Source organism: Stenotrophomonas sp. 82F1 (assembly GCF_056861525.1).
Map to the genome: position 1 here is coordinate 171,663 of NZ_JBSPUD010000004.1, position 18,622 is coordinate 190,284.

Below are 18,622 nucleotides of genomic sequence, written 5' to 3' on the forward strand. Positions count from 1 at the left end.
CATGCCCGGCGTCTCTTCCGCTGCGCTCGCCGGGCATGGCCCGGCGCTACCGTTACTTCTTCTGGTATTTCGGCACGAACACCTGGTTCACCGCTTCAGCCAGCTGGTCCGGCGGCAACAGGCCCTGGTCGAGCAGGAAGTTGTTGAACGCCAGGCGGTCGAACTTCGCGCCCAGTGCCAGCTCGGTCTGCATGCGCAGTTCGAGGATGCGGGTGTAGCCGTAGAAATAGCTGCCCGCTTGGCCCGGCATGCGCACCATGTAGCGGTCCAGTTCCTGGGTAGCCATCGCCTTGGACAGGCCCACCTGCTCGATCAGCACGCGCTCGCCGTTGGCACGGTCGGTCAGGCCAAGGTTGAGCATGGGGTCCAGCATGGCGCGGGCGGCACGCAGCAGGCGGAACTGCAGCGCGATCATCTGCCCGTCCAGCGGCTCGTACGGCACCATCTCCGCTTCGGCGTACAGCGCCCAGCCTTCCACGTTCACCGAATTGAACGCGAACATCGTGCGCGCCAGCGACACGCCGCGCTCGACCATCGCGGTGAACTGCAGTTCGTGACCCGGGCGGCCTTCATGCGCGCTCAGCGTCCAGGCCGCCGACCCGAAGTTGAAGTCGTCGTACTGCGCGCCCGCACCGGCCGCCGGGTTGCCCAGCGGCAGCACGAAGGTGCCCTGCTGCCCGGTGTTGTTGACCAGCGGCGCGGGCAGGAAGTGCGGTGCCGGGCTGGCAGCGCTTTCGGCGGCCGAGCCCAGGCGCATCTGCATTGCGCGCTGCGGCACATCGACGATGCGGTGCTCGCGGATCAACGGATCGATGGCATCGATCACCTTGCGGTAGTGACCTTCCAGCTGGTCATCGGCGATCTTCTCGCCCTTCAGCGCGCGGATCACCGCCACCGGGTCGCTCGGATCACTGACCTTCAGGCCCTTCTCTTTCGCGACAAGCGGCGCCAGCTGGCGCATCGCCGAGCGCGTTTCCATGAACTCCAGCTGCGCGCGCTGCATCAGCAGCTTCGGGTCGATGTCGATGCCGACCTGCTTGAGCTGATAGGCGTACAGCGGGGCCGGCAGGCGCGCATCGGCACGTGACTTCGGCAGCACCTCCTTGCGGGTCCATGCGGCGTAGTCCTTCATCTGTGCGGCGAGCGCCTTCATCGCCTCGTCGGCACCAGCAACCTGGTACTTCTTCAGCAGCGACTCGATACCGGTGATGTAGGTCTCGACGTTGTCCAGCGACTGCTGCACTTCGATCTTCGTCGGCTGCAGCAGCGTGCTGTCCTTCAACCGCTCTTCGTAGCGCTGGCGGGCCAGCGTGGTGAACGCGGTGCCACCCGGCTGCAGGCCCGCGTATGCCTTGAGGCGATCGACCGCCTTGGCCCGGCGCTCGGCCGGCACCTGGTCGGACAGCAGCAGGTTGAGGCCGCCGAACACGCTCTGCGGCGCATCGCGCCACGGCAGCAGGTACTTCTGGTTGAGCTCGCTGCCTTCGATGTTCTGGTTGGCGGCGGCGATCATGATCTCCAGGTCCTGGCGGACGTTGGGATCCTTCTCAGTGGCCAGTTTGGCCTTCAGTTCGTCGCGGGCCTTGGCCATCGCGGCGCGGTAGCGCTGGTCGTTGTCCGGGCCGAGGTCGGCGACCTTGTCGTCGTAGCCGGGCACGCCGAAGAAGCCGGTCTCCTCGGGCTGGAACGGGCCCTGGGCGTCCAGCAGGATCTGCGCCAGCGCGTTGCTGCGCGCGACCCAGGCCGGGCTGGCCGGCGTAGAGGCCTTGGCGGCCGGTGCGGCCAGGGCCGGTGGGGCCGACAGCAGCGGGGCGGCGGTCAGGGCCAGGGCGATGGCAAGCGCGATCGGCTTCATGGAGCACTCCAGGACAGGGTTGCCCGCACCCTACGCGCTCATGGCGGTGCCGACAATCGCCCGGACGTCACGGGTGCGGATATGAGGCATCGGGGTTCTGCGCTGGCGGATCCGGGTAGAAGCCGGCAACGACGCCTTTCGTCTCGCGCAGGACTCTTGCGTTGTCATGAAGATCAACCGATCCCGTTGGCACGCCTCCGTGCTGGATGAGCGGGGATGACCAGAGGTTCACCCGCGGGCAGGTCCGGTCACTGCATTCCAAGGCCATGACGGTACGCCAACCAGGCGCGTCTTCCGCGTTGAACTGATAGCCATGCCCGAATGCGAATCTGGGCGGATCAAGTGTCACGTTCTCGGGATCATGATCTGCTCCCAGCAAATGGCCGATCTCATGCGCAAGGGTGTGCTGGGCCAGGCATCTGCGCTCAACAGCGAGAAAGGCCGTTTCCCGGGTCGCCAATACCTGCTGGGCCAATCCGCATGCGGGAGCGCACGAATGTGTATCGATGATCATCACCATCACGTCGGCTCGCTCGCCCTCGCGCGCCACGTGCAGCAGCCAGAGTGGTCCGCGCCTACCCTTTGCGATGTCGTCGAGAGTCTGATCAAGCGTGGCTTCGCGGTATCCCGGAAGCGCGTTGGCCGCCGCCTGCAACTCCAATTCAATACCGCTTGCTGCAAATCCGGCATTCGCCTCGATCACTGCAGCCCTGACCTGCTCGATTGCCGGATCCAGCCCATCCACCAGCGCGCCTGCCGCAAAGCCGTACGCAACCCGAATCACATCGCGACCTTCGCCGCTCCCGCCGGCGGCAATTCCTGGAGGAAGGTCTGGAGCGGGCCGATCTGGTCGCCGGTCCCTCACATCGTCACGCTCGTCTCGTAGAGCGCGGCGCACATCGCGCTTTACCAGTCGATCACCGTCCAGCGTGTAATGCCAGAACCCAAGGGCGAATCTCGCATGTGTTCCTGAAGCGTCCGACCAGATTCTCACGTACGTGCGCTGCTCAAGCTTCCTTTCAGCATCCAGCGCTACGGACTTCACCTTACCCACCCACTGCAGGCCTGAGATCGAGCGCACCTCTCGTTGGGCACCTACGTCATCCGCAGGCCGGTAGATCACACTCTGGACGCTCTCGAACAGGGGTTCGGAAGGATCGCGGACAAGGTGAAGAACCCTGTCGTGGAGATCGACGGTGATCTCATCAGCAGCCAGGGCGGTCTCATTCACGCGAACCCGGCGCACCCACTCCACGTCGCCGCCTCCTCTGCGCAACCCCTGCTCGGCTTCAGCCAGCACTGCGTCTGGGAGCGCCTCCACGAATGGCTCGGCCGCTTTGGTCGGACCGACCGAAAGCAGCGCGAAGACCGTCAGTGCCACCGCGCTCCTGATTGCATACGTTCGCATTGCACGTTCCTTCCAGGATCAAGTGAAACGCTGCAGCCGAACAAACGCTGCAACGGATCAATGATTGGAATGAGTGTGCCTCAGCGTTCCGCGACGTCGCTCGCACTATCAATCCACCCTATCAAAGCGGCGAAAATTCATGGCGATACCAATGACGATCCAGCTGATCAGCGCCATGCAATGACGTGACTGAGCAGACTCCCACGAGAGGTGCTGAGCCGAGCCGAGGCTTGATCGGGAAGAGTGAATTCAACTGTGGCGGATCGCGACAGTCTCTGATTCCGCGCTCGGTCGTACAGTCACAGCGCGGCCGTCAGCGCACATTCCCCACGCGCGCGGCATTCCTGCAGTTCGCATTCGCCAGCCGCCTCGGCATCATCCAGTGCGCTCAGGTCGAAGGTCTGCTTGTCTTCCGCCAGCACGTACATCACCGGGTAATCCCACACGTCGTCGCTGCGGGTGCCCTTCACGAACAAGCGGCCATGCGCATGCGGTCCTTCCAGCGCCACGGTCAGGCCGACATCGCGCTCGCCGTTGATGGCGGTCTGCATGCTGCCCAGCGGCAGTGTGCCGGCCTGCAGCGGTTCGCCGAACACCTGCACCAGTTCGACGCTGCAGCCGGCGCGACGCATCGCCTCGCGCATCGGCGCACTGTCGTGCGCGGCCTCGGTCCAGCGCAGCACGCTCCAGGCGATGGCACCACCGAGGGCGGCCAGGAACAGCAGCACCGCCAGCGGCATCGCCCAGCGCCAATGCCGGCACCACCAGCCGGAGGCCAGGTTGGAGGGAGCAGGAATCGGCGGCGGCAGGGTCATGGGCGGGCTCCTTCCCGGATGATGATCAAGGCTTCAGGCAACGTCCCAGGAAGGCTTCGGCAACGCGGTAGCGATGCAGTGCGTCGGCACCGGACAGGCCGTGCTTGGCACCCGGATAGGTCATCAGTTCAAACGGCTGGCCACGCTTCTGCAGCGCGCTCATCAGGCTGGTCGAATTGGTGAACAGCACATTGTCGTCGGCCATGCCGTGGATCAGCAGCAGCGGCGAACGCAGGCCCTCGATGTGGGTCAGCACGCGTGCTTCGCGGTAGCCGGCATCGTTGCGCGCCGGCAGGTCCATGTAGCGCTCGGTGTAGTGGCTGTCGTACAGGCCCCAATCGGTCACCGGCGCGCCGGCCACACCGCAGGCGTAGCTGTCCGACGCCTTGGCCAGCAGCATCAGGGTCATGTAGCCGCCGTTGGACCAGCCCTGCACGCCGATGCGCGCCGGGTCCACCCACGGCTGCTGCTTCAACCACGCCACGCCGCGCAGCTGGTCGGCCACTTCCACCGTACCCTGCTTGCCATACAGCGCGCCGCCGAAGTCACGGCCACGGCGCGGGGTGCCGCGGTTGTCCAGCGAGAACACCACATAGCCCTGCTGGGCCAGGTACTGGTTGAACAGGTGGTCGCCACGGCCGGGCCAGCTGTCGGTGACGGTCTGGCTGGCCGGGCCGCCATACACGTACACCGCCACCGGGTAGCGCTTGGCCGGATCGAAGCCGGCCGGCTTGATCACGCTGTAGTTCAGTGGGGTCTTGCCGTCGGCAGCGGTGAGCGTGCCGAATTCGACCGGGCGCTGCGCCTCGCGGTAGCGCGCGTACGGATGCTTGGGATCGGCCAGATCGTTCTCGACCAGGGTGGCGATCTTCTCGCCATTGGCGCGGAACAGTTCGATCTGCGGCGGGGTGCTGCTGTTGGACCAGCTGTCCACGTACACGCTGGCGTTGCGCGCGAAGCTGGCGCTATGCATGCCCGGCGCCTTCGACAGGCGCTGCGGCGGGCCACCCTGCAGCGGCACGGCGTAGATCTGGCTTTCGCGCGCCGATTCGATGCCGGCACGGAAGTATGCCAGGCCGGCCTTTTCATCGACCGCCAGCAGTTCATCGACCGACCAGTTGCCGTGGGTCAGCGCAGTGGCCTTGCCCTTGCTGTCGATACGATACAGATGCTGGAAACCGGTGCGCTCGGACGACCACAGCACGCTGCCGTCGTCGAGGAAACGCAGGCTGTTGTGCAGCGGCACCCAGGTCGGGCTGGTTTCGTGGGCCAGCACGCGCTGCTGGTTCGAGGCCAGGGTGACTTCCACCAGGTCAAGCTTCTTCTGGTCGCGCGACTGGCGCTGGAAACTCAGGTGCTGCGGATCGCGCCAGTCGACGCGGGCCAGGTAGATGTCCTGCTCCTTGCCGAGGTCGATCCACTGCGTCTGCGCCTGTTCCACCGGCGAGATCACACCCAGCTTCACCTGCACGTTGGCATCGCCCGCGGCCGGGTAACGCTGTTCGATCACATCGGTGCGGTCGGCATAGACTTCGTAGCGCTTCTGCACCGGCACCGGGCTTTCGTCGATGCGGGCGTAGGCGATGGCCGAATCGTCCGGCGCCCACCAGTAACCGGTATGGCGGTCCATCTCCTCGTCGGCGACGAATTCGGCGATACCGTTGCCAATCGTCGTGCTGCCATCAGCGGTCAGCTGCATCTGCTTCCCACTGGCCAGCTCGATCACCCACAGGTTGCGGCCGCGGATGAAGCTGACGAAGCCGCCCTTGGGCGACAGCTTGGCATCGGTGGCAAAGCCTTCGCCGTGGGTCAGCTGGCGCACCGCTGCCTTGCCTTCCTGCTTGAGGTCGTACAGGTACAGCTCACCGCCCAGCGGGAACAGCAGGCGCTGCGCGTCCGGCGACCACTGGTAGTCGACGATGCCGGTCATCGCGGCGATGCGCTGGCGCTCGCGACGGGCCTTTTCTTCGTCACTGAGAGTTTCGGTACCGGGCAGCACCACCTTGGAATCGACCAGCAGGCGGGTCTGGCCGCTGCCGATGTCATAGCTCCACAGGTCCAGCTGGTTGCGGTCGCTGTCCTTGCCGCGCAGGAAGGTCACGCGCGAGCCGTCCGGTGCCACCTTCGGCTTCATCAGGGTCGGGCCGGACAACGGCAGCGGGCCGGTGATGGCTTCCAGAGTGAGTTTTTCAGCGTGGGCGACGGTAGCGGTGGCGAGCATGAGGGCGAGCGAGGCGAACAGATGGCGCATGGAGGATCCCGGCAAACGGCAGGTCCGTCACCGCGGCGGGCGCGGGACGGTCAGCCTCCATCCTAACCAAGCCGGTGCGGGAAGACAGCATGACCTTCTGCCCATGATGTCTTCCCATGATGAGTGCCGACCAACGGTCGGCACCCACCGTGCCGGGTCAGCGCTTGCCGAACAGGTGCTTGCGCTCTTCGTCGCTGAGCGGCTTGCCAGCGTCCGGGTTCACCTGCGTGCGCAGCGCATAGGCGCGCTGGGTGGCCGGACGGGCGGCGATGGCCTGGTGCCAGCGCTTGAGGTTCGGGAACGCGTCGAAGTCGGCCGGCAGCTTGTCGTAGGCGCCAACCCACGGGTAGCTGGCCATGTCGGCGATGGTGTAGTCCGCGCCGGCCAGGAAGGCGTGCTCGGCCAGGCGCTTGTCCATCACCCCGTGCAGGCGGCGCACTTCATTGTCGTAGCGCTCGATCGCGTACGGGATCTTCTCCGGCGCGTACACGTTGAAATGGCCCATCTGCCCGCTCATCGGGCCCAGCCCGGCCATCTGCCAGAACAGCCATTCCAGGGTGGTGACGCGGCCACGCGGATCGGCCGGCAGGAAGCGGCCGGTCTTCTCGGCCAGGTACAGCAGGATCGCGCCGGACTCGAACACGCTCTGCGGGGCGCCGCCGTCGGCCGGGGCGTGGTCAACGATGGCCGGCATCTTGTTGTTGGGGGAAATGGCCAGGAATTCCGGCTTGAACTGGTCGCCCGAGCCGATGTTGACCGGGTGGATGCGGTACTCCAGGCCAGCTTCTTCCAGCAGCAGGGTCACTTTGTGGCCGTTCGGGGTAGGCCAGTAATACAGGTCGATCATGGCGGCGGCTCTGGGGTACGGAAAGGAACCTGAAGTCTAGTGCGTGCGTTGGCTTGGCACCGTCATGGCGGGCCGGTAACCTCGCCTCTCCCCCGAAACGCAGCATCCTCCGCATGAGTGCAAACCGTCCGCTACTGTCCCCGCTGTCCAGCCTGATCTTCGCTACCCGCTGGCTGCAGCTGCCGCTGTACCTGGGTTTGATCGTTGCCCAGTGCGTTTACGTGTTCCTGTTCGGCAAGGAACTGTGGCACCTGATCTCGCACTCGGTGTCGATGGGCGAGCAGCAGATCATGCTGATCGTGCTGGGCCTGATCGACGTGGTGATGATCTCCAACCTGCTGGTGATGGTGATCGTCGGCGGCTATGAAACCTTCGTCTCGCGCCTGCGCCTGGAAGGCCACCCGGACCAGCCGGAATGGCTGAGCCACGTCAACGCCAGCGTGCTGAAGGTGAAGCTGGCGATGGCGATCATCGGCATCTCCTCGATCCACCTGTTGAAGACGTTCATTGCAGCCAGCCCGCTGAACGGCCTGCCGCTGTGCAAGCCGGAACAATGGGCGGCAGCGGCTTCGTCGGCATCGGCCAGCTTCTACAACGCCGGCCCCGATACCTGCACGACCCTGACCCCCGATGGTGTGCTGTGGCAGACCATCATCCACTGCGTGTTCATCCTGTCGGCGATCGGCATCGCCTGGACCGACAAGCTGATGTCCAACAGCCACAGCAAGGCTGCCGCGCACTGACGCCATCGCCGGCGGCGGCACGACTGCCGCTGCCGGCGCCGCTCCCGGCCCTTGTACGCAAGGGTGGCCGGGATGCTAGATTGCACCCTCGCTGCAGGCGACGGTGACGCTGGGAAACGTCCCCCGCCACGCCCGGATCTTCCGTTCCGGCCATGCGTATCTACGTTTTTCGTAACGTCGTCTTCTTAGAGGGGAGCAGGATGTCGCACGTCGCAATGATCGCTGCCGCGCGCCGGTGGTTGCCGGTCGCTCTGGCTTTGGCCCTGGCTGCCTGCTCGGGCAAGGAAGAAACACCGGCCCCGGCCGCGCAGGGTGCCACCGCCCCCGCCGCTGCAGCGCCAGCCGCACCAGCGGTGGCTGCCAAGGTGCAGTCGATGGGCACCGAGCAGCTGCGCGAATCGGCCAGCCAGGCACTGCGCGAGAACCGCATGTACGCCCCGGCCGGCGACAACGCCATCGAGTATTACCTGGCCCTGCGCGACAAGACCCCGGACGATGCCTCGGTGAAGAGCGCGCTGACCGACCTGCTGCCCTACACCCTGATCGCCGCCGAGCAGCACCTGGGCCGCGAGGACTTCACCGAAGCGCAGCGGCTGGTCGCCCTGATCGAAAAGGTCGACGCCTCGGCCCCGGCCCTGCCGCGCCTGAAAGAAGGCCTGAGCAAGGGCGTACAGATCGCGGCCAAGCGCACCGAAGACGAGACCGAGAAGGTCAAGAAGGACGCTGAAGACCGCACCAAGCAGCTGGCCGAGCAGCAGCGCCTGAGCGAACAGCGCGCCAAGGAAGCCGAGGCGGCCAAGCAGATTGCCGCGCAGCAGGATGTTGCCCGTCGTGACAGCGAGCGCCAGGAAGCCGAGCGCCAGGCCGCCGCCCGCCGTGATGCCGAGCAGAAGCAGCAGCAGGCCGCTGCCCAGCAGGCCAACGCCGCCCGCCAGGCCGCGACCGCCGCTGCGCCGAGCCTGCGCCCGGTCAGCACGCCGGCACCGCGTTACCCGGCCGAAGCGCTGCGTTCGGGTACCTCCGGCGAAGTGCTGGTGGAAATCACCGTCGGCACCGACGGCTCGGTGACCAACGCGCGCGTTCTGCGCGCGACGCCCTCGCGCGTTTTCGATCGCGAAGCCCTCAACGCGGTCAAGCGCTGGCGTTTCGAGCCGGTCAATGCCCCGGTCACCACCCGCCGCACGCTGGTGTTCGCACCGGGCGGCTGATGCCCAAGGCGGTAGCGCCGGGCCGCGCCCGGTGGTTCTGGAGCAAGGCCCGGCATGTCCGGGCCTTGTACGTTTCAGGCTGCGCCGTCGATCAACCGTTGCAGCGCCGGATCACGTGCGGCCAGCACCTGGAACAGGCCCAGTGCGTGCAGTCCCGGCAGCAGACTGCGCAGATCTGCTTCGGCGGCGACACGGGTGGCGGCATCACCGGCCGGGTCCTGCCAGTCGCGGACGCTGGCGAGAAAGGCGCCGACGCTGCCCTTGCGCACGGTAAGACCGTTCACCTGCACGTCGTTCTGGTGATCGGGAAGGATGTCCTGCGGTTGCATGGCGTGCTCCTGGGGAATGGACGACCAGTTTCAACGCTCGCCGCCGACTGTTCTGCCGTATAACTGCCAATAGATATGGCAAAGCAGACAGCCCAGACGCCGTTGATCGATCCTGCACTGGCCGATGCCAGCGGAGGACCGGCCCTGCTCGGCACGCAGTTGGCGATGCCGGGTTCACGCCGCACCCTTCGCCACCAGCATGCGCGCGGGCAACTGCTGGGCGCCCACACGGGCCTGCTGCGGATCGAGGCGGGCGACATCCACTGGCTGCTTCCGGCCGGACACGTGGCATGGCTTCCGCCGCAGCACCCGCATGCGCTGTCCAGCATCGGCAGCTTCGATGGCTGGAGCCTGTACTTCAGCAGGGAAGCCTGCGCGGGCTTGCCGACCACACCACGCATCTTCCAGCCCAGCGACCTGCTGCAGGTGGCGGTGCCGCGTGCACTGCGGTGGTCCGGGCAGGCGTTGGATGCGGTGCAGCAGCGGTTGGCGGGGGTGATCATCGATGAGATCGAAGCCGGCACGCCTTTGCCGCTGGCCCTGCAGCAACCCAGCGACCGCCGCCTGCGTCGCATCGCCTCGGCCCTGGCGCGCGCGCCGCATGACACCCGCAGCGTCGAGGGCTGGGCCGCAGCGAGCGGCCTGTCCAGTCGCAGCCTCGCCCGCCGCTGGCAGGCCGAGACCAACATGACCCTGACCCACTGGCGGCAGCGCCTGCGCGTGCTGCTGGCACTGCCGCGATTGCTGGCCGGTGAGCCGGTCACCACCGTCGCATTGTCATTGGGCTACGACACGCCCAGTTCCTTCATCGCCGTGTTCAAGCGCGAGATGGGAGTGACGCCGGCGCGGTATGGGGGAGGAAACGCCTCACTGCGCTGACATGAACAAGGCCCGGGATGACCGGGCCTCGTTCTGTATCCGCCGGGCATGGCCCGGCGCTACCGGTTACGCTCAGCCGGAAATCGCCAGGCGTTCGTTGTGGTAACGACGCACGGCAGCAAACCACAGCACTGCGGCCAGACCCAGGCTTGCGCCGAGGTAGACCGCCCAGATGGTCGGGCTGATCGCCTCGTGGCGGATCACCTTCAGCAGCATCTGGTTCTGCGACAGGAACGGCACTGCGTACTGCCACAGCTCGCTCTTCACCGGGTAGGCCATCAACGCGTAGCCGGGCAGCATCGGCAGCAGCACCAGCCAGGTCATGTGGCTCTGCGCTTCCTTCATGCTCTTGGCCGCGGCCGAGAGGAAGGTCAGCAGCGAGGTGCCGATCAGCAGCATCGGCACCATCACCAGCAGCATCTGCAACATCGAGCCGATGTTCATGTTGAGCTGCCGGCCGACATTGCCGGGCGCGATCTGCGCACTGGCCTTGAACGCGATCAACGTCAGCAGCAACGAGGCGAAGCCGACCACGCAGGCGGCGGCGATCTTGCCGCTGACGATGGCGCTGCGCGAACCCGGGGTCGCCAGCAGCGGCTCCAGCGATTGCCGCTCGCGCTCACCGGCGGTGGCATCCATCACCAGATAGGCGCCACCAATGAACGAGGTCAGCGTCAGCAGCACCGGCAGCAGCATCGACAGCATCATGCCGCGCTTGGCCTCGGCGCTGGCCATGTCCTGGGTAGCCACCTCCAGCGGCCGCGCCACCTGTGCGTCGACGCCACGTGCCATCAGCCGCAGTGCACCGACCTGGCCGTTGTAGGTCGCCAGGGCCGCCTGCAGGCGGGCGCTGGGCACCTCGGCGGCGCGCCGGGTACTGTCACGGATCACTTCCACCAGCGCGGGCTTGCCGTCGGCCCAGTCCTTGCCGAAATCGGGGCTGATGCGCAGCGCGACGTCGATCTCCTGCGAGCGGATCGACTCGGCCAGATCCTTGGGCGCCGGCGCGGTGTTCAGCCCCTGCGCGGCCAGGAAACGCACCAGGTTCGGCGCATTCTCGGCACCGATGGTCGGGATCTGCAGCGGCTGTTCAATCTGGATGCGCACACGGCTTTCGGCCAGCTTGCCCATGCCCAGGATCAGCAGCGGGTACAGCAAGGGGCCAAACAGCAGGGTCAGCATCAGGGTGCGGCGGTCACGCGAGAGGTCGCGCAGTTCCTTGCGCATCACCGTCATCATGGTCGACATCATGCTCATGCGTGCAGGCCCTCTTCGCTGCCGATCAGTTTCACGAACGCATCTTCCAGGTTGGGTTCGCCGGACTGCGCACGCAGTTCATCGGCACTGCCGGCGGCCATCACCGTGCCCTTGGCGATGATCACGATGTGGTCACACAGCGCACCGACCTCCTGCATGATGTGGCTGGACAGGATCACGCAACGCCCTTCCTCGCGCAGGCCCAGCAGGAATCGGCGAAGCGCGCGGGTGGTCATCACGTCCAGGCCGTTGGTGGGTTCGTCGAGGATCACGTTGCGCGGGTCGTGCACCAGCGCGCGGGCAATGGCGGTCTTGGTGCGCTGGCCCTGCGAGAAGCCATCGGTCTGGCGGTCGAGGATGTCGCCCATGTCCAGCGCATGCGACAGCACTTCGATGCGTTCGCGGATGCGCGACGCGGACAGGCCATGCAGCTCGCCGAAATAGGCGATGTTCTCGCGCGCGGTCAACCGCTTGTAGACGCCACGCGCGTCGGGCAGCACGCCGAGATGGCGACGCACTTCCACCGGATCGCGGGCGGCATCGATGCCATCGACGGTGATGCTGCCTTCATCCGGCGTCATCAGCGTGTACAGCATGCGCATGGTGGTGGTCTTGCCGGCGCCGTTCGGCCCGAGCAGGCCGGTGATGCGGCCATCCTCGGCGCGGAAGCCGACATCGGCCACCGCCTGGATACGGCCGGTGCGGGTGTTGAAGGCCTTGTGCAGGTTGTCGGCGACGATCATGGGGCCCATCCGTTGAACGAGGTGAACGCCGGCACGTAGCTCAGCGTGTCCAGGCAGCTGGCATCCAGCGCCTTGGCATCGGTGGTGTCGATGAACTGGCCGAGCAGGCGCGGCATGCAACCGGCGGTGAGGGTGCCGTGGCCTTGCCCGCGGGCGACCAGCGCGCGTCCCTTCGGCAGCCCCTTGAGCACCTGTTCGGCGTAACGCGGCGGCGTCACCGGGTCCAGCTCGCCGGACAGCAACAGCACCGGCAGATCGCTGCGCAGCGGCGCTGCCGCAGCGGCCGGCGCCGGCTGATGCGGCCACACCGGGCAGGCGGCGAAGAACGCACGCGCCGCTTCCGGCCCGAACAGCGCGTCTCCGCTTTCCGCCGGCGCCTGGTAGCGCGGTGCATCTTCGCTGCAGATCACCGACCACTGCATGCCACGGTTGATCTGGAAATCCATGCTGCGGGTCGCACCGCGTACCAGCGAGGCCAGTGGCGCATAACGCCCCTGCGCGGCCTCGTCCAGCACCAGTGGCAGCAGCGAGGAATACTGCGGCACGTAGGAGAAGGCGAACGCCAGGCCGACCACGCTGTCCGGGGTCAACACATCCTTGCGCGGCGCATTGGTACCCGGATCGCGGTACTCGACGGTAACCGGCGTGCGGCGCAGGGTGTCCGCAACGCTGCGTAGTTGTGCGCGGGTATCGACCGGGAAGCGCTTGCTGCAGGCAGCATCCTTGCGGCACTGCGCCGACTGCAGGGTGATGGCGTTGTCGAAGGTATTGGCGAACTCACCCCCTACCACCAGATCGTTCGGCACCACACCGTCGATGACGATGCTGCGGGTGTGTTGCGGGTAGGCCGCCGCATAGCGCTGGGCAACGCGGGTGCCGTACGAGCCGCCGACCAGGTTGAGCGTATCGGCGCCGAGCGCCTGGCGTACCGCGTCCAGATCGGCGATGGCCTCGGCGGTGGTATAGAACCGCGGGTCGGCACGGCCCTTCAGCGACGCAGCGCAGCGTTCGGCGTACTCGCGCAGCAGCGCTTCGCTGGGCGCAGCCTCTTCATCCATCGGCAGTTCCTTGCCATCCGCGCCCAGGCAGCTGAGCGGGTTGGAGCCGCCGGTGCCGCGCTGGTCAATCAGGAAGATGTCGCGCTGCTTGCGCACCTGGCGTAGTGCCGTATCGACGATGACGGCGACTTCGCTGGCCGCCTGGCCGGGGCCGCCGGCCAGGAAGAACACCGGGTCCGGCAGGCCGGAACCGCTGTTGCCCGACTCCAGCCAGGCCACGCGCAGGTCGATCCTGCGGCCATCCGGACGGGACCGGTCTTCCGGCACCTGGAACGTGGCGCACTGCGCCTCGACATTGTCGCTGGCGCCTTCAGTGGCCAGCGTGCAGGGACGGAAATCGATCTGGCCGTAGCGGCGGCTGGGCGTATCGCCTGCGCCGTCGGTGCCTGCCTGCGGCGGTGCGCTGCAGCCGGCAATCAGCATGCTGGCCAGCAACCCGGCCCGCGCGAAATGGTGTCGTTGCATCGTGCGTGATTCCCCTGGGAATGTTCCTGTCCACCACGACGGTGTGCCGCGGCAGATGTGACCAAACAGATGTGACCCAACTTACACGCGCCGGGCGCTGGCGGCGACAGGTGGATGTCCTAGGCCGGCGTCGGCACCGCCACCAGGCGGTTGCGGCCCTCGGCCTTGGCCCGGTACAGGGCGCTGTCGGCCAACGCGATCAGGCCGGAAAGATCGGTCCGGCCGTCGTCAAGCACCAGGCCGATGCTGGCGGTCACCGCCACCGGACCGGTGTCGAGCAGGGCCGGACGCTGCTGCAGCCCGTGGCGGATCGCGTCGGCCAGCGCCGTCGCCTCGCTGCCGTTGCTGCCAGGCAGCAGCAGCAGGAACTCCTCGCCTCCATAGCGGCTGAGCAGATGCACGCGGCCGATAGCGCAGCGCTGCAGCACCCCGGTGAAATGCTGCAGCACCTGGTCACCCGCCAGATGGCCCCAACGATCGTTGACCTGTTTGAAATGATCCACATCCAGCAGCAGCACCGCCAACGACGCACCGTGCCGGCGTCCCTGTTCCAGCTGCAGCTGCCCATCCGCCAGCACCGCGCTGCGATTGAGCAGGCCGGTAAGACCATCGATCTGTGCCGCCCGGCGCAGTTCCACCAGCATGCGTTCGACCAGCAGCAGCACCAGTGCGAAGCAACGGGCCAGCTCCAGCATCACCCCGGCCAGGTAGGTCGCGAACATCGGCGTGCCGGTACGCATGATGTCCTCGCCGGCGCCGGCCGCCACCGGCAGGAACAGGCGCACCACGTACAGCAGGCCCTCGGCGAGGAATACCGCCGCAGCCAGCCTGCAGCTGGTGCGTTGCTGTGGCGGGGCGTGGCGCAGCAGCAGCCAGGCGATCCAGCCATCGATGAGCGCAGCGAACACACTGAACACATGCAGGCGCACGACCAGGTTCGGCCACGGCACCAGGAACAGGAAGATGCCGGCCATGAACGCGGCCACCAGCAACAGCGGTCGCCATACCGGCAGGGGTTGGCCCAGATGCAGGGCCATGCCACGCAGCAGCAGCACCGCGCAGGCGGCCATCGCCGCGTTGCCGGCCAGAATCGCCGGCACCTGCGGCAGGTAGGGACGCAGCGCCAGCAGGGTCACCCCCAGGGTCAGGGCCCACAGGCTGAGCGTCCACAGCCGCAGCACCGGTTGACCGCGCAGCACCACCAGCAGCAACGAGAACCCCAGCGCGATGCCCACGCAGAGCAGGAAGCCAAGCACGGCGACGGTGGGGAAATCCAGGGACATGCGGCGCTGCATGAAGGGCGGCGCGCGCATCTTAGCGCCTTGTGGCGGCCGCACGGACCGTCGCACCTGGGCAGGGCCAGGCGGGCCATCGAATCCGGTGGCGGAAAATGGCGAGCACGCAGCCCGTGGCGGCGACAGAATGCGCGGAAAACCGGGAGACACTTCATGCATTCGTGGCAACTCAGTGGCATCGACCACCAGCCGTTCGAAGCGCTTTTCGAATCCAGCGACGATGCGTTGGCTGCACGGGGAATCGTGCGGCGGCGCGCAGGCGACGGTGGTGGCTACCCCTGCAGGGTCAGCCTGACCGACGCGCCTGCGGGTGCCGAACTGCTTCTGCTGCCTTACACACACCTGGCCACACGTTCGCCTTACCGCGCGTCGGGCCCGATCTTCGTGCAGCGCGGTGCCACCCGCTGCGTGCTGCCGGCAGGCGTGGTACCTGCCTACGTGCACCGTCGGCTGATTTCAGTGCGTGCCTATGACAGCGCGGACTTCATGCTGAGCGGCCTGGTCTGCCAAGGCACCGAGGTTGCTGCGCAGCTGGACCGGTTGTTTGCCGATACGACGGTGGCCTTCGTGCACCTGCACAACGCAGGGCATGGGTGCTTTTCGTGCCGGGTGGATCGGGCAGGCAATCACCGGGCATGACCGTGCGCGAACGTGATCGTTGCCGCGCTGCAGGCGTGACCGCCAACGCATTCGTTCAGTGTGGCGTGAAGCCTGCGGGAAGGGCTTCACACACGTAGTCACGGATCGGTGTTGACGTGGTTTCCCGCTGTGCGTTGCCGCTCGATACTCGCGGCGGTACCGCTCATTGTCCGTCGCGTAGCACAGCGCGGGTGCTGCGGTCACCGCTCCCTTCGACGATCACAAGGATGCGCCATGTCTCTGCGATACCCCCCCTTGCTGCTGGCTACCGTCTTCGTTGGCGCCGGTGTTGGCGTTGCCGGCAACGCGGCCGCACACGGCACGATGATCACCCCGGTCAGCCGCGTTTATGCCTGCTTCCAGGGCAACCCGGAAAACCCCACCAACCCGGCCTGCGCGGCCGCCAAAGCAGTGGCCGGCTCGCAGGCGTTCTACGACTGGAACGGCATCAACCAAGCCAACGCCAACGGCAACCACCAGGCCGTGGTGCCCGACGGCAAGCTGTGCAGCGGCAACAATCCGACTTTCCGCGGCCTGGACCTGGATCGCAGCGACTGGCAGACCACGCCGATCCAGCCGGATGCGAACGGCAAGTTCACCTTCGTGTTCAAAGCCACCGCCCCGCATGCCACGCGCGACTGGAAGTTCTTCGTCACCCGCGCCGGCTGGCAGCCCGGCAGCCCGCTGCGCTGGGCCGACCTGCAGGAGTTCTGCTCGCTGGGCAATACGCCGCTGTCGGCCGATGGCACCTACAAGCTGCAGTGCACGCTGCCGCAGCGCAGCGGCCAGCATGTGATCTACAACACCTGGCAGCGCTCGGATTCGACCGAAGCGTTCTACACCTGCATGGATGTGCGCTTTGAAGGCGGCGGTGGTACCACGCCGGTGCCGCAGTGGCAGGATGCCGGGCCGGTCACCGCGCGTACCGAGCTGCCGGTGGGCACCACGTTGGCCTTGCGTGTGTTCAATGCCAACGGCAACGACGTGGAACGTGTGGAAGCCACGCTGGCCGCAGGCCAGACCACGCCGGCACAGTGGCCGCTGGCGCTGGCCCGCAAGGTCAATGCCAGCGCCCAGCACGCGCGCGTGGGTGTGCTCAGCAACGGCGCGATCACGCCGACCGCCTCGGCCACCGACAACCGCGTGTATCTGAAGGACGGCAACCGCTTCCAGCTGGACACGAAGGTGCCGGACCCGGGCACGCCCTCACCCGGCGGAGACTTCGACCATGTGTATCCGGCCGGCATCGGCAGCTACGTGCCCGGGCAGACCGTAGTGAAGAGCAGCGACGGCAAGCTCTACGCCTGCCGCCCGTTCCCGGAAGGCGCGTGGTGCAACGTCAATGCCGAGGCGTACCGGCCGGGCGTGGGCGCGGCCTGGCGCGATGCCTGGGTGCCGTACTGACTGAGTGATGGAGCGGGAGCGGCGCCCTCGTGCCGCCCCGCTTCTGCAATCGGGCAGATGCAGATCCGCCGGAACGGCATCAAGTGTTAACCCGTTCGCGCTGGCAATGCACATTGCGTCGCAGCCTGCGGCTTTTCGGAATCGTTGAATGGATGGCGCTGTGCATCGTGTGGAGACTCGCTGGTCCTTCCACCGTTCACAGGATCCCCACCATGCAACCGCTCAATCGACTCGCTCTCGCGATGACTGCCATCGCCGGCCTGGGCGTCTCTGCCGGTGCGCTGGCACACGGCACCATGTCCAAACCCAGCAGCCGGGTCTATGCCTGCTTCCAGGGCAATCCGGAGAACCCGACCAATCCCGCCTGTGCCGCCGCAAAGGCGATCGGTGGCGCACAGCCGTTCTATGACTGGGCCGGCGTCAACCAAGCCAGCGCCAACGGCAACCACCAGGCCGTGGTGCCGGACGGGCAGTTGTGCAGCGGTGGCAACAGCAAGTACCGCGGCCTGGATCTGGATCGGTCCGACTGGTCGACCACGCCGATCCGTGCCGATGGAAACGGCCGCTACACCTTTGAATTCCTTGCCTCCGCCCCGCATGCCACCCGTGACTGGAAGTTCTATGTGACGCGCGAAGGATGGCAGCCAGGTACGCCCGTGGGCTGGTCGGATCTGCAGGAGTTCTGCGTCCTCGGCAACGTGCCGCTGTCGGAAGGTGGTGTCTACAAGCTGGACTGCCCGTTGCCCCAGCGCACCGGCCAGCATCTGATCTACAACACCTGGCAGCGCTCGGATTCGGCCGAGGCGTTCTACACCTGCATGGACGTGCGTTTCGAGGGGGGCGGTGGTGTGACGCCGCCGCCGCAATGGCACGATGCCGGCCCTGTCACCGCGCGCGGAGCCCTGGACGCGGGTACGACCCTCACCCTGCGCGTGTTCAACGCGAACGGCAATGATCTGGAACGCATCGACACCACGCTGACCACTGGCCAGACGCTGCCAACGCAGTGGCCGCTGACGTTGGCCCGTGCGGTCAATGCAGGTGCGCGGCATGCCCGTATCGGCGTGCTGGAGAATGGTGTGATCACGCCGATTGCTTCGGCAACGGCGAACCGCGTCTATCTGGCGCAGGGCCACCGGTTCCAGCTGGATACGAAGGTGCCTGATCCGGTGCAGCCGCCGGGCGACTTCGATTTCATCTATCCGGCCGGCATCGGCAGCTACGTGCCCGGGCAGACCGTGGTGAAGGGCAGCGACGGCAAGCTCTATGCCTGCCGCCCGTTCCCGGAAGGCGCGTGGTGCAACGTCAATGCCGAGGCGTACCGCCCGGGCGTGGGTTCGGCCTGGCGCGATGCCTGGGTGCCGTACTGAGGCATGGTCCGGGGGCGGCGTGATGCCGCCTCCGGTGAGGGCTTCGTGCGTCCATG

At 66.8% G+C, this 18,622-nt stretch carries 16 protein-coding genes; 6 read left to right on the top strand and 10 right to left on the bottom strand.

Annotated elements, in window-relative coordinates:
* Positions 1–52: 52 nt before the first annotated feature.
* The 5 genes from AC13GI_RS07000 to AC13GI_RS07020 all read right to left on the bottom strand — a co-directional run bounded on the left by AC13GI_RS07000 (position 53) and on the right by AC13GI_RS07020 (position 7,176).
* Positions 53–1,855: a DUF885 domain-containing protein gene (locus AC13GI_RS07000; RefSeq protein WP_482995903.1), complete on the bottom strand. Its 1,803-nt coding sequence runs from the start codon at positions 1,853–1,855 to the stop codon at positions 53–55.
* A gap of 67 nt (positions 1,856–1,922) precedes the next feature.
* Positions 1,923–3,236 (bottom strand): M12 family metallo-peptidase, encoded by a 1,314-nt coding sequence (locus tag AC13GI_RS07005; RefSeq protein WP_482995904.1) that lies wholly within the window; start codon positions 3,234–3,236, stop codon positions 1,923–1,925.
* 326 nt (positions 3,237–3,562) lie between these two features.
* Positions 3,563–4,078 carry a cytochrome c oxidase assembly factor Coa1 family protein gene (locus tag AC13GI_RS07010; protein ID WP_099819837.1) on the bottom strand — a complete coding sequence of 172 codons (516 nt, stop codon included), beginning with the start codon at positions 4,076–4,078 and terminating at the stop codon, positions 3,563–3,565.
* A 25-nt stretch (positions 4,079–4,103) separates the two neighbouring features.
* Positions 4,104–6,329, bottom strand: coding sequence for a S9 family peptidase (locus AC13GI_RS07015; RefSeq protein WP_482995905.1), 2,226 nt, complete (start codon positions 6,327–6,329; stop codon positions 4,104–4,106).
* Positions 6,330–6,486: 157 nt separating this feature from the next.
* Positions 6,487–7,176 (bottom strand): glutathione binding-like protein, encoded by a 690-nt coding sequence (locus tag AC13GI_RS07020; protein ID WP_180165037.1) that lies wholly within the window; start codon positions 7,174–7,176, stop codon positions 6,487–6,489.
* A 113-nt stretch (positions 7,177–7,289) separates the two neighbouring features.
* Here AC13GI_RS07020 and AC13GI_RS07025 point away from each other — a divergent pair, with 113 nt between their 5' ends.
* Positions 7,290–7,919: a TIGR00645 family protein gene (locus tag AC13GI_RS07025; RefSeq protein WP_100553955.1), complete on the top strand. Its 630-nt coding sequence runs from the start codon at positions 7,290–7,292 to the stop codon at positions 7,917–7,919.
* 200 nt (positions 7,920–8,119) lie between these two features.
* The gene (locus AC13GI_RS07030; RefSeq protein WP_099819841.1) at positions 8,120–9,127 is read left to right on the top strand and encodes an energy transducer TonB; all 1,008 of its coding nucleotides are present in this window, start codon (positions 8,120–8,122) and stop codon (positions 9,125–9,127) included.
* Between the two features lie 74 nt (positions 9,128–9,201).
* Here AC13GI_RS07030 and AC13GI_RS07035 read toward each other — a convergent pair whose 3' ends face one another.
* A complete protein-coding gene (locus tag AC13GI_RS07035; RefSeq protein WP_099819842.1) occupies positions 9,202–9,456 on the bottom strand; it encodes a hypothetical protein in 255 nt (84 codons plus the stop codon).
* Between the two features lie 75 nt (positions 9,457–9,531).
* On the opposite strand from AC13GI_RS07035, the gene AC13GI_RS07040 reads away from it, so the two are divergent.
* The gene (locus AC13GI_RS07040; protein ID WP_482995906.1) at positions 9,532–10,335 is read left to right on the top strand and encodes an AraC family transcriptional regulator; all 804 of its coding nucleotides are present in this window, start codon (positions 9,532–9,534) and stop codon (positions 10,333–10,335) included.
* 72 nt (positions 10,336–10,407) lie between these two features.
* Here the strand turns inward: AC13GI_RS07040 and AC13GI_RS07045 are convergent, their stop codons facing one another.
* From AC13GI_RS07045 to AC13GI_RS07060, 4 genes are all read right to left on the bottom strand, one after another.
* A complete protein-coding gene (locus AC13GI_RS07045; RefSeq protein ID WP_482995907.1) occupies positions 10,408–11,592 on the bottom strand; it encodes an ABC transporter permease in 1,185 nt (394 codons plus the stop codon).
* Positions 11,589–12,335, bottom strand: a complete 747-nt coding sequence (locus tag AC13GI_RS07050) for an ABC transporter ATP-binding protein (RefSeq protein WP_099819845.1) — start codon at positions 12,333–12,335, stop codon at positions 11,589–11,591. Before AC13GI_RS07050 ends, AC13GI_RS07045 begins: the two co-directional genes overlap by 4 nt.
* The gene (locus AC13GI_RS07055; protein ID WP_482995908.1) at positions 12,332–13,858 is read right to left on the bottom strand and encodes an alpha/beta fold hydrolase; all 1,527 of its coding nucleotides are present in this window, start codon (positions 13,856–13,858) and stop codon (positions 12,332–12,334) included. Before AC13GI_RS07055 ends, AC13GI_RS07050 begins: the two co-directional genes overlap by 4 nt.
* Positions 13,859–13,977: 119 nt before the next feature.
* Positions 13,978–15,141 (bottom strand): GGDEF domain-containing protein, encoded by a 1,164-nt coding sequence (locus AC13GI_RS07060; RefSeq protein ID WP_482995909.1) that lies wholly within the window; start codon positions 15,139–15,141, stop codon positions 13,978–13,980.
* Positions 15,142–15,306: 165 nt separating this feature from the next.
* Between AC13GI_RS07060 and AC13GI_RS07065 the strand changes: the two genes are divergently transcribed.
* The 3 genes from AC13GI_RS07065 (at position 15,307) to AC13GI_RS07075 (ending at position 18,566) form a co-directional block, all read left to right on the top strand.
* A complete protein-coding gene (locus AC13GI_RS07065; RefSeq protein ID WP_482995910.1) occupies positions 15,307–15,792 on the top strand; it encodes a DUF1203 domain-containing protein in 486 nt (161 codons plus the stop codon).
* 234 nt (positions 15,793–16,026) lie between these two features.
* Positions 16,027–17,196 (top strand): lytic polysaccharide monooxygenase, encoded by a 1,170-nt coding sequence (locus AC13GI_RS07070; protein WP_380657185.1) that lies wholly within the window; start codon positions 16,027–16,029, stop codon positions 17,194–17,196.
* Between the two features lie 212 nt (positions 17,197–17,408).
* Positions 17,409–18,566, top strand: coding sequence for a lytic polysaccharide monooxygenase auxiliary activity family 9 protein (locus AC13GI_RS07075; protein ID WP_380657187.1), 1,158 nt, complete (start codon positions 17,409–17,411; stop codon positions 18,564–18,566).
* Positions 18,567–18,622: the final 56 nt, after the last annotated feature.